The sequence below is a fragment of the Achromobacter pulmonis genome, from assembly GCF_902859765.1.
In the GTDB taxonomy this organism is placed as follows: domain Bacteria; phylum Pseudomonadota; class Gammaproteobacteria; order Burkholderiales; family Burkholderiaceae_B; genus Achromobacter; species Achromobacter pulmonis.
This window is the reverse complement of sequence record NZ_CADIJV010000024.1, coordinates 46956-58428: the sequence shown is the minus strand read 5'-3', so window position 1 is coordinate 58428 and position 11473 is coordinate 46956. Positions and strand designations below refer to the sequence as shown.

Genomic DNA, 11473 nt, shown 5'->3' with positions numbered 1-11473 from the left:
GCGCGCCGCGCGGAGGTTGCCTAATGTCCGCAAGAATTATTGACGGCGCCGCCCTGTCGCAGCGCATCCGCGAAGAAGTCGCCCAACGCGTTGCCGCCCTGGCCGCCAAGGGCACCCGCCCCGGCCTGGCCGTGGTGCTGGTGGGGGAAGACCCCGCCTCCCAGGTGTACGTGCGCAACAAGGTCGCGGCCTGCGAGAAGGCCGGCCTGCACTCCGTCAAGGAGCAGTACCCCGCCGACATGACCGAGGCCGAACTGCTGGCCCGCATCGACAAGCTGAACCGCGATCCGTCCATCCACGGCATCCTGGTGCAACTGCCGCTGCCCAAGCACATGGACGCGCACAAGGTCATCGAGGCCATCGCCGCCGAGAAGGACGTGGACGGCTTCCACGTCAGCAACGCCGGCCTGCTGATGACCGGCCAGCCGCTGTTCCGCCCCTGCACGCCCTATGGCGTCATGAAGATGCTGGAATCGGAAGGCGTGGCCCTGCGCGGCGCCGAGGCCGTGATCGTCGGCGCCAGCAATATCGTCGGCAAGCCCATGGCCATGCTGCTGCTGGCCGCCGGCGCCACCATCACCCTCTGCAACTCCAAGACGCGCGACCTGGCGGCCCAGACCCGCCGCGCCGACGTGCTGGTGGTGGCCACCGGCAAGCCCGGCATGATCGACGGCTCGATGATCAAGCCCGGCGCCGTCGTCATCGACGTGGGCATCAACCGCGGCGCCGACGGCAAGCTGTGCGGCGACGTCGATTTCGCCTCCGCCAGCCAGGTGGCCGGCGCCATCACCCCCGTGCCGGGCGGTGTCGGCCCCATGACCATCGCCATGCTGCTGGTCAATACCGTCGAAGCGGCGGAACGGGCCGCGGCCTGAAGCCGGCCGTCCGCCCCACCGCAGCGCCCCTGTGGGTTTGCCCCGCGCCCTTTCCGGGGGACGGGGGGCAAACCCACAGTCGTCTCTGGGCGCCGCGCGCGGAATCCGGCGCCTCTTCCGCGGGGCGCGCCTCCCGCGACCGCGGGCAGCGGCCCCGCCCTTGCTTTTCAGCGGGCCGCCCCAACCTGAACCTTATGCCTGCCGGCGCGCTCGCATGCCGCCCGCCCCTTTCACGCACTTGGTAACACCATGACCCAGAATCCCCTGCTCGCCCCCGTCTCCGACCTGGTCGACTACCAGGCGGTCAAACCCGCCCACGTCGTGCCCGCCATCGAGGAGCTGCTGGGTATCGCCCGCCAGGCCGTGGACCGCGCCGCCGATCCGGCGCTGGCGCCCACCTGGGAAGCCGTGGTCGAGCCGCTGGATACCGCATCCGAACGGCTGTGGCGCGCGTGGTCGGTGGCCGGCCACCTGAACGCCGTGGTCAACACCCCCGAACTGCGCGAGGCCTACAACGCCGCCCTGCCGCTGGTCACCGAGTTCTCGACCTGGGTCGGCCTGCACGAAGGCCTGTACCAGCAATACCAGCGCCTGGCCGCCGCGCCCGATTTCGCCGCGTGGCCGCCGGTGCGCCGCCGCATCGTCGAGATGGCCCTGCGCGACTTCCGCCTGAGCGGCGTCGAGCTGCGCGGCGCCGACCGCGAACGCTATGCCGCGATTTCCGACCGCGAGGCGCAGGCCTCGCAGAAATTCTCCGAGAACGTGCTGGACGCCATCGACGCCTGGTCGCTGCTGATCGACGACGAGGCGCGCCTGGCGGGCATTCCGGCCGACGTGCGCGCCGCCGCCCGCGCCGCCGCCGAGGAAGACGGCCAGCCGGGCTGGAAGCTGACGCTGAAGATGCCGTGCTACCTGCCCGTCATGCAGTACGCGCAGGACCGCGCGCTGCGCGAGGCGCTGTACCGCGGCTATGGCACGGTGGCGTCCGAACAGGGCGACGCGCAATTCGACAACTCGCCCCTGATCGAGGAACTGCTGGCGCTGCGCGCCGAGGAATCGGCCCTGCTGGGCCTGGGCACCTTCGCCGCGCTGCGCCTGCAGACGCGCATGGCGCGCGACGCCAAGGAGGTCACTACCTTCCTGCGCGACCTGGCCGCGCGCGCCAAGCCCTACGCCGAGCGCGACCTGGCCGAACTGCGCGCCTACGCCGCCGCCGAACTCGGCCTGGCCGAGCTGCAGCCGTGGGACGTGGCCTATGCCTCCGAGCGCCTGCGCGAGTCGCGCTACGCCTACTCCGAGGACGAGGTCAAGCAGTACTTCACCGAGCCGCGCGTGCTGTCCGGCCTGTTCGAAGTCATCGAGACGCTGTTCGACGTGCGCCTGGCGCAGACGCCGGTGTCATCGTGGCATGCCGACGTGCGCGGCGTGCGCGTCGAGAGCCCCAAGGGCGAGCTGATCGGCTACCTCTACCTGGACCTGTACGCCCGCGCCGGCAAGCAGAGCGGCGCCTGGGTCGACAGCGAACGCACCCGCCGCGTGGTCGCCGGCCGCGTGCAGACGCCGATCGCCTACCTGACCTGCAATTTCTCGCGCCCCAACGGCGACCGCGCCGCCGTGCTGACGCACGATGATGTCATCACGCTGTTCCACGAAACCGGCCACGCCCTGCACGCACTGCTGTCGGAAGTGGACGAGCCCGGCGCCGCCGCCTTCGCCAGCGTCGAATGGGATGCCATCGAACTGCCCTCGCAGTTCATGGAGAACTTCTGCTGGGAATGGGCCGTGGTGCAGAAGCTGTCGGCCCACGTCGACAGCGGCGAACCGCTGCCGCGCGCGCTCTACGACCGCCTGGTCGCGGCCCGCAACTACCAGAGCGGCATGCAGACCGTGCGCCAGATCGAGTTCGCGCTGTTCGACATGCTGATGCACGACCGCGCCAAGGGCGCCAGCATCGCTGAAGTGCTGGCGCTGCTGCAGGAAGTGCGCGCCGAGGTCGCGGTGCTGTTCCCGCCGGCCTGGCACCGCCTGCCGCATGCCTTCTCGCACCTGTTCGCCGGCGGCTACGGCGCCGGCTACTACAGCTACAAGTGGGCCGAGGTGTTGTCGGCCGATGCCTACGAGGCCTTCGAAGAAGCCGCCGCCCGCCAAGCCGGCAACGCTCTCGGTACGCTCGATCCGGCCACCGGCGCGCGCTTTCGCCGCGAAGTGCTGGCTGTGGGCGGTTCGCGTCCCGCGGCCGAATCGTTCGCGGCCTTCCGCGGCCGCGCGCCGCGCATCGACGCGCTGCTGCGGCATAGCGGCATGAGCCCGGCCTGAACGGCCAGGCGCGAAACGCGGCCCGCCCTGCGCGGGCCGTTTTTCATGGCACCGTTGCGCCATTGGCGCATCGTGGCGGGCGACGCGCCGACACCACCAGCCAGCGACCGAACACCGCCGCGTCCGAGCCGGCCTGGCGCCAGAAATGGCGGCGGTCTTCGTCCTGCGCCTGCGCCAGGCGGGCCTGGCAATAGCGCCGCGCCGGCCAGGCCAGCAGCCGATCGAGCGCGCCGGGCCGGCCCGGCTCTGCCACGGCATGCAGGGTGATGTCACGCAGGCCGTGATGCGCCAGCAGCTGGTGCACCTGCGCAAAGCCCAATGGAAACAGTGCGCCTTCCGCATGCGCCGCGCCGGACCACGGGTCGGCATGGACGCCGCGCGCCAGCGTCCGCAGACGGGTCCGAACGTGGCCCGCATTGGGCGCGGTCAGTACCAGCGTGCCGCCCGGCCGCAACGCGTCATGCAAGCCGCGCACCAGCGAACCCGGGCTGGGCGCCCGGTGCAGCGCTTCGCTACAGACCACCGCGTCATAGGGCGCGGCCACGGGCAGCGGCGCTTCCAGGTCGTGGGCGGTCAGGCGCCGGTAGCCGCTGGCCGGCGCCATCAACGCGGCCGGGCCGATGCCATCCACCTGGACTTCGCGCCCGATGGCGCGGCGCGCCATGTCGCCCAGCCAGCCTGGGCCGCACGGTGCATCCAGCACACTGTCCGCCAGGCGGCTGCGCAGGATCTCGAGCACCACGGGGTAGTACGGAAAATAGGGATAGCCCAAGGCATGACGGGCCGCGGGATGCATGATGGCCACCTCGACGGTTACTGACACGGTCCTGAAATGTAGCGGGCGCGGCCCCTCTGCGCATGCTGTTTTGCCAGATCTCCAACAATATTCCGACAAAGCTTCACAACCGGGTCCGCGCGCGGCGTCGCGCAAGGACCTGCATGCGTCTTGCGCCAGGACAACTCCGGCCCGGCCGCCCTGCCCGGCCACCTTGCCGCCTGCGGGTAGAATCGATGGGTTTATCCCTGCAACCGGCGATGAAACCCATGCGACACCTGCTTACCGGCCGCGCCTGGCGCGGCCTCTTCCTGGCCTTGTGCATGCTGCTTGCCGCCTGCGGCGAACGCAATGTCGATTGGACCCTCTACAACATCAAGGGCCACCTGCCCGACCTGAAATTCTCGCTGCCGGGCGCGGGCGGCAAGACGGTCAGCAGCGACGACCTCAAGGGCAAGACCGTGCTGCTGTTCTTCGGCTATGCCAGTTGCCCCGACATCTGCCCCACCACCATGGCGCAGCTGACGGCGGTGTTGCACAACCTGGGCGAGAAAGCGCGCGACGTGCGTATCGTGTTCGTCAGCGTCGATCCGCATCGCGACACGCCGGACATCCTGCAGGCCTACGTCAACGCCTTCAACAGCCAGGCCATCGGCGTGACCGGCAACGAAAAGCAGGTGGCCGACCTGGCGCGCCGCTATCGCGTGGCCTACCAGATCGAAAAACCCCGGCCCGGCGACGATGCCGATCAGTACGACGTGACGCACAGCCGTGGCGTGTATATTTTCGACAATCAGGGCCGCGCCCGCCTGCTGGCCTCGGACACCGACAGCATCGAGGCCATGACCAAGGATCTGCGCCAGCTGATCGACCTGACCTCGTAAGGCCGCTTGCAACATTGCTGCATCGGCGATGCACCGCAGCATGTTGCGCGCTTGCGCCACACACCAGTTGTTACAGTGCGCCCGCCGCGCGCATGGGTAATATCAGGGCACTTCGCCCTTTACCCTCGCAAGGAGTATGCGCATGAGCATCATCATCATGATCATCGTCGGTTTCGTCGTCGGGCTGATTGCCCGCGCGATCATGCCGGGAGACCAGAACATGGGGATCATCATGACCACCATCCTGGGCATCGTCGGGTCGGTGGTGGCCGGCTTCCTCGGCCAGACCCTGGGTTGGTACGCCCCGGGCGAACCGGCGGGCTGGATCGGCTCGGTGGTGGGCGCGATCATCGTGCTGTTCGTCGTCGGCATGATCGCCAAGAAGCGCGGCTGACTCGCAGCGCGCCTCATGCAAAGCGGGCCGATCTTTCGATCGGCCCGCTTTTTTCATGCCCGGCGCGGTGACGTTCAGCCCGGCTGGCCGGCCGTCGCGGGAGCCGCCGTGACGGTGCGCTCGGTCCAGCCGCCCCCGAGCACCTTGTACAAGGTGACCAGGTTGGACAGGCGCGACAGGCGGGCGTCGACCAGCGCCTGCTGCGCGCTGTAGAGCGAACGTTGCGAATCGAGCACCGTCAGGTAGTCGTCGATGCCCTGGCGGAAGCGCTGCTCGGACAGGTCATAGGCGCGCTGGTTGGCGGCCACCAGCAGCTGCTGCGCCTGGATCTGCTCGTCCAGCGTGCCGCGGCCGGCAAGCGCGTCGGCCACTTCGCGGAAACCGGTCTGGATGGTTTTCTCGTACTGCGCGACCTGGATGTTCTTCTGCACCTTGGCCAGGTCCAGGCCGGCCAGCAGCGAGCCGCCGGCGAAGATCGGCACCGTGATCTGCGGCACGAAGCTCCAGGCGCCGGAGCCCGCGTTGAACAGGCCGCCCAGGCTGGCGCTGGCGGTGCCGGCGCTGCCCGTCAGGCTGATGGTCGGGAAGAACGCCGCGCGCGCCGCGCCGATGTTGGCATTGGCGCCCTTGAGCTGGTGTTCGGCCGCGCGGATGTCGGGGCGGCGCGCCAGCAGTTCGGACGGCAGGCCGGCCGGCAGCGCGGTCGGCAACATGGCGTCGTCAAGCTTGACGGCGTTGTCCAGCGCCGCCGAGATGTCCGGCGACAGCGGCTGGCCCACCAGCAGCACCAGCGCGTTGCGGTCCTGCGCGGCCTGGCGCGTGTACTGCGACAGGTTGCGCTGGGCCGTGCGCAGCGACACTTCGGCCTGGCTCAGGTCGAGCGCGGTTGCCACGCCCTGGTCATAGCTCTGCTTGGTCAGTTGGTAAGAATCGTCCTGGCTCTTGAGCGTATCGCGCGTCAGGCTCAGCAGTTCCTGGTCGGCGCGCAGCGTCAGGTAGGCGTTGGCCACCTCGGCGATCAGCGTCAGCTGGGTCGCGGTGCGGGTCTCGTCCAGCGCCAGGTACGATTCCAGCGCCTTGTCGCTCAGGCTGCGGATGCGGCCGAACAGATCCAGTTCCCAGGAGGACAGCGCGGCGCCGACCTGGTAGTTGTGGCTGGTGGTGGCCTGTCCGCTGGGCGACAGGTCGGCCGGCGTGCGTTGCGCGGTCTCCTTGCCGGCGATGCCGACGCTGGGCAGCAGGTCGGCGCGCTGGATACGGTACTGAGCGCGCGCGGCCTCGACGTTCAGCGCCGCCACGCGCAGGTCGCGGTTGTTGGCCAGCGACAGCCCGATCAGCTGCTGCAGCAGCGGGTCGGTGAAGAAGTCGCGCCAGCCGATGTCGGCCGTGGCCACCGCGCCGGTGGGATCGGCCTTGTAGGCCGGACCGCTCGGATAGGCCGGGGACACCGGCGCGTCGGGCCGCTCGTAGGTCGGGGCCAGCGAGCAGCCCGCCAGGGCCGCCGCCAGGGAAAGGGAAACCAGGGTTCTCATCTGCAGCTTCATTGCGGTTTTCCTTCGGCGGTCACGTCCTGCGCCTCATTGGCGCTGGGGTCGTGCTTGTCGCGCCGCGCGCTCATGCGTTCCACCTTGAACAGGCGCAGCATGATCACGAAGAACGCGGGGACGAAGAAGATGGCCAGGAAGGTCGCGGTCAGCATGCCGCCGATCACGCCCGTGCCGATGGCGTTCTGGCTGCCCGAACCGGCGCCCGAGGAGATCGCGAGCGGTACCACGCCCAGGATGAACGCCAGCGACGTCATCAGGATCGGGCGCAGGCGCTGGCGGGCGGCGTGGATCGCCGATTCCGTCAGGCTCGCGCCGGCCTCGTAGTGTTCCTTGGCGAACTCCACGATCAGGATGGCGTTCTTGGCCGCCAGGCCGATGGTCGTCAACAGGCCCACCTGGAAGTACACGTCATTGGACAGGCCGCGCAGCATCGTCGCTCCCAGCGCCCCGATGATGCCCAGCGGCACCACCAGCATGACCGCGGACGGGATGGTCCAGCTTTCATACAACGCGGCCAGGCACAGGAATACCACGATCAGCGAGATCGCGTACAGCGCCGGCGCCTGGGCGCCCGACAGGCGTTCTTCGTACGACATGCCGGTCCATTCGAAGCCCACCCCGGCGGGCAGCTTGCTGGCGATGCGTTCCATTTCGTCCATGGCGGCGCCCGAGCTGTAGCCCGGCGCCGCCTGGCCCTGGATGTTGTACGACGGCACGCCGTTGTAGCGGTTCAGCTTCTGCGGACCGAAGCTCCAGGTGGCCTTGGCGAACGCCGAGAACGGCACCATGTCGCCATCTTTGTTGCGCACGTACCATTTATCCAGGTCTTCGGGCAGCATGCGCGCCGAGGCCTCGCCCTGCGCGAACACCTTCTTGACGCGGCCGCGGTCGATGAAGTCGTTGACGTACGACGAGCCCCAGGCGGTCGACAGCGTGCTGTTGATGTCCGACACCGCCACGCCGAGCGCGCGCGCCTTTTCGCGGTCGATGTCGAGCTGGTATTGGGGCGCGTCCTCGATGCCGTTGGGCCGCACGCCCTGCAGGATCTTGCTTTGCGCCGCCTCGCCCAGCAACTGGTTGCGCGCGGCCAGCAGTTTTTCGTGGCCCACGCCGGCGCGGTCCATCAACTGGAAGTCGAAACCGTCGACGTTGCCCAGTTCCATCACCGAGGGCGGCGGCACCACGAACAGCATGGCGTCGCGCTCAGTCTTGCGGAAATGGGCGTTGGCGCGCGCCGCCACGGCGGCCGCCTTGAGCCTCGCGGCGCCACGGTCTTCCCAGTCGCGCAGCTTGATGAACAGGATCGAGGCATTCTGGCCGCGGCCGCCGAAATTGAAGCCGTTGACCGCGAACACCGACGTGACCGCGTCCTTCTCTTCGGTCAGCAGGTAGTGGGTGGCCTCGTCGATGACGGCCTTGGTGCGTTCGGCGGTGGCGCCGGCGGGCGTCTGGATCTGGGCGAACAGGATGCCCTGGTCTTCGGCCGGCAGGAACGCGGTCGGGATGCGGGTGAACATCCAGCCCATGGCGATGACGATGGCCAGGTACACCACCATCAGGCGCTTGGTGCGGCCCAGGCCGCGCGCCACGGTATTGGCGTAGCCGTGGCTGCTGCGGTCGAAGGCGCGGTTGAACCAGCCGAAAAAGCCGCGCTTGGTGCCGTGGTGGCCCTTGGGAATCGGCTTGAGCAGCGTGGCGCACAGCGCCGGCGTGAAGACAATGGCGACGATCACCGACAGCACCATCGAGGACACGATGGTGATGGAGAACTGGCGATAGATCACGCCGGTCGAGCCGCCGAAGAACGCCATCGGGATGAACACCGCCGCCAGCACCATGGCTATGCCGATCAGCGCGCCGGTGATCTGACTCATGGACTTGCGCGTGGCCTGCTTGGGCGTCAGGCCCTCCTCGGCCATCACGCGTTCGACGTTTTCCACCACCACGATGGCGTCGTCCACCAGCAGGCCGATGGCCAGCACCATGCCGAACATTGTCAGCGTGTTGATGGAATAGCCGAACGCCGCCAGCACGCCGAAGGTGCCCAGCAGCACCACCGGCACCGCCAGGGTCGGGATCAGCGTGGCGCGGAAGTTCTGCAGGAACAGGTACATCACCAGGAACACCAGGATGATGGCTTCCACCAGCGTCTTGAACACTTCCTCGATCGACAGGCTGACGAACGGCGTGGTGTCGTACGGATAGACCACGTCCATGCCCGGCGGGAAATACGGCTTGAGGTTGTTGATGGTGTCGCGCACCGCCTGCGCCGTGTCGAGCGCGTTGGCGCCCGGGGCCAGCTTGATCGCCAGGCCGGCGGCGGGCTTGCCGTTGTAGTAGCTGTCGATGGCGTAGGTCTGGCCGCCCAGCTCGATGCGGGCGACGTTGGCCAGGCGCACCTGCGACCCGTCGGAGTTGACCTTGAGCAGGATGCGGCCGAAGTCTTCCGGCTTCTCCAGGCGCGACGGGCCGATGATGGTGGCATTGAGCTGCTGCCCGCGCACCGCCGGCAGGCCGCCCAACTGGCCGGACGAGACCTGGACGTTCTGTTCCTTGATGGCGTTGACCACGTCGACCGTGGTCAGGCCGTAGTTCAACAGCTTGGCCGGGTCCAGCCAGATGCGCATGGCGTACTGCGAGCCGAACAGCTGGAAGTCGCCCACACCCTGCGTGCGGCTGATGGGATCCTGCACGTACGAGGCGACATAGTCGGCCAGGTCGTCCTTGGTCATCGTGCCGTCGGTGGACACGAAGCCCGCCACGATCAGGAAGTTCTTGGTGGCCTTGGTGACGCGGATGCCCTGCTGCTGCACTTCCTGCGGCAGCAGCGGCTGCGCCAGCGACAGCTTGTTCTGCACCTGCACCTGGGCGGTGTCGGGGTTGGTGCCCTGGCGGAACGTCAGCGTGATCGACATGCTGCCGTCGGAGTTGCTTTCCGAGGAGATGTATTCCAGGCCGTAAAGGCCGTTCATCTGCTGCTCGATCACCTGCACCACGGTGTCCTGCACCGTCTGCGCCGAGGCGCCCGGATAGGTCACCGCGATGCCGATGGCCGGCGGCGCGATGTTCGGATACTGCGACACCGGCAGCTTCAGGATGGACAGCGCGCCGGCCATCATCAGCACGATCGCGATCACCCAGGCGAAAACCGGTCTATCGATAAAAAACTTTGCCATGCAAGGCTCCCTGACTACTGCTTGGCCGCCGCGGCGCCCGCTTGCGGTTGCTGCGCCGGCTTGGCGCCGGCTTCGGTGGCAACCACCTCGACACCCGGCCGCACCATCTGCAAGCCTTCCACGATGACCTTGTCGCCGGCTTTCAGGCCGTCCGTCACCAGCCACTGGTCGCCAATGGCGCGGTCGGTCTTGAGTTGCCGCAGTTCGACTTTGTTCTCGGCATTGACCACCAGCGCCGTCGGCTGGCCGCGCTGGTTGCGCGTCACGCCGCGCTGCGGCACCAGCAGGCCGTCGACGGCCACGCCGTCGATCAGGCGGGCGCGCACGAACATGCCCGGCAGCAGGCGGCGGTCCGGGTTGGGGAACACCGCGCGCAAGGTGACCGAGCCCGTGCCGGGGTCGACCGTGACTTCGGAGAATTGCAGCTTGCCCTGCTGGGCATACTGCGAGCCGTCCTCCAGCGTCAGCGATACCAGCGCGGCCTGCTCGCCCTCGGCCTTCTGCAACTGGCCGCTGGCCAGGGCGCTCTGCAGGCGCAGCAGTTGCACACTGGACTGGGTCACGTCGACGTAGATCGGATCGATCTGCTGTACGGCGGCGAGCGCGCTGGCCTGGTTGGCGGTGACCAGGGCGCCCTCGGTGACCGAGGAACGGCCGATGATGCCGCTGATCGGCGACAGCACCTTGGTGTAGACCAGGTTGATGCGCGCGGTGTCGAGCGCGGCCTTGGCCGAGAGCACGTCGGCGGCGGCCTGGTCGCGCGCGGCCACGGCGTTGTCATAGGTCTGCTGGCTGACGGCGCGGGTGGCCACCAGCGGCTTGTAGCGCTCGGCCAGCAGCGCGGCGGTCTTCTGCTGCGCCTGCGCGCGCGCCAGGGCGGCCTTCTGGCTGTCGAGGCTGGCCTGGTAGAGCGCGGGATCGATCTGGTAGAGCTGCTGGCCCGCCTTGACCTCGCCGCCTTCGGTGAACAGGCGCTTCTGCACGATGCCATTGACCTGCGGCCGCACTTCGGCGACGCGGAACGACGCGGTGCGGCCCGGCAATTCAGTGGTCAGGGAAACCGGTTTGGTGGTCAGGGTGACCACCGTCACCTGCGGCTTGCCCGCCTGGGGCGCTTCCTGTTTCTTGCCGCAAGCGGCCAACGTCAGGGCCGATGCCGTCAGCGTGAGCACCGCCGCACCGCGCCACATCGCGCTTTTCTTGTTCATAGATTGCATTCCCGATTTCCAACTAAAAAGGTAGCCCTCGCGCCCGCCCGCCGGGCCGGCGCCCGCAGCGAGACCGCGGTTGCCGCCGGAAACCCGGCGGCAACCGCGGCGTGAGCCGAACCACGCATCGGTTCGGCTCGTGAGGATTGACTGGGGTGTGGTTTCGCCTCAGACATTCAGGCAGGGCTTCGACACTATGCTGCAATGCAGAATCGGCATTTTGCGTTATCCCGCCCGAGAAACAAAGAGGCATATTGAGAAAACATCATTCCAGAAATGGGACAATAATTCAGCCCAT

8 protein-coding genes are annotated in these 11473 nt (G+C 68.2%); 4 read left to right on the top strand and 4 right to left on the bottom strand.

The annotated features are described in order from the left end of the window. Positions 1 to 23: 23 nt before the first annotated feature. Together folD and HV701_RS19100 are read left to right on the top strand one after the other, a co-directional pair. Positions 24 to 875 (top strand): bifunctional methylenetetrahydrofolate dehydrogenase/methenyltetrahydrofolate cyclohydrolase FolD, encoded by an 852-nt coding sequence (gene folD, locus HV701_RS19105; RefSeq protein ID WP_175134591.1) that lies wholly within the window; start codon positions 24 to 26, stop codon positions 873 to 875. A 249-nt stretch (positions 876 to 1124) separates the two neighbouring features. Then, a complete protein-coding gene (locus tag HV701_RS19100) occupies positions 1125 to 3191 on the top strand; it encodes a M3 family metallopeptidase (protein ID WP_175134590.1) in 2067 nt (688 codons plus the stop codon). 43 nt (positions 3192 to 3234) lie between these two features. On the opposite strand, the gene HV701_RS19095 is transcribed toward HV701_RS19100, so the two are convergent. Continuing rightward, the gene (locus HV701_RS19095; RefSeq protein WP_175134589.1) at positions 3235 to 3987 is read right to left on the bottom strand and encodes a class I SAM-dependent methyltransferase; all 753 of its coding nucleotides are present in this window, start codon (positions 3985 to 3987) and stop codon (positions 3235 to 3237) included. Positions 3988 to 4235: 248 nt separating this feature from the next. Here HV701_RS19095 and HV701_RS19090 point away from each other — a divergent pair, with 248 nt between their 5' ends. Both HV701_RS19090 and HV701_RS19085 read left to right on the top strand, forming a co-directional pair. Continuing rightward, complete coding sequence (locus HV701_RS19090) at positions 4236 to 4850, top strand: SCO family protein (protein ID WP_175134588.1); 615 nt, start codon at positions 4236 to 4238, stop codon at positions 4848 to 4850. A gap of 142 nt (positions 4851 to 4992) precedes the next feature. After that, on the top strand, positions 4993 to 5244 hold the full coding sequence (locus tag HV701_RS19085) for a GlsB/YeaQ/YmgE family stress response membrane protein (RefSeq protein ID WP_175134587.1): 252 nt from the start codon (positions 4993 to 4995) through the stop codon (positions 5242 to 5244). Positions 5245 to 5318: 74 nt separating this feature from the next. Here the strand turns inward: HV701_RS19085 and adeC are convergent, their stop codons facing one another. The 3 genes from adeC to HV701_RS19070 are packed head-to-tail and all read right to left on the bottom strand — an operon-like array spanning position 5319 to position 11175. Then, the gene (gene adeC / locus HV701_RS19080) at positions 5319 to 6788 is read right to left on the bottom strand and encodes an AdeC/AdeK/OprM family multidrug efflux complex outer membrane factor (RefSeq protein ID WP_175134586.1); all 1470 of its coding nucleotides are present in this window, start codon (positions 6786 to 6788) and stop codon (positions 5319 to 5321) included. Beyond that, complete coding sequence (locus HV701_RS19075) at positions 6785 to 9967, bottom strand: efflux RND transporter permease subunit (protein ID WP_175134585.1); 3183 nt, start codon at positions 9965 to 9967, stop codon at positions 6785 to 6787. Before HV701_RS19075 ends, adeC begins: the two co-directional genes overlap by 4 nt. A gap of 14 nt (positions 9968 to 9981) precedes the next feature. After that, positions 9982 to 11175, bottom strand: coding sequence for an efflux RND transporter periplasmic adaptor subunit (locus tag HV701_RS19070; protein WP_236756759.1), 1194 nt, complete (start codon positions 11173 to 11175; stop codon positions 9982 to 9984). Positions 11176 to 11473: the final 298 nt, after the last annotated feature.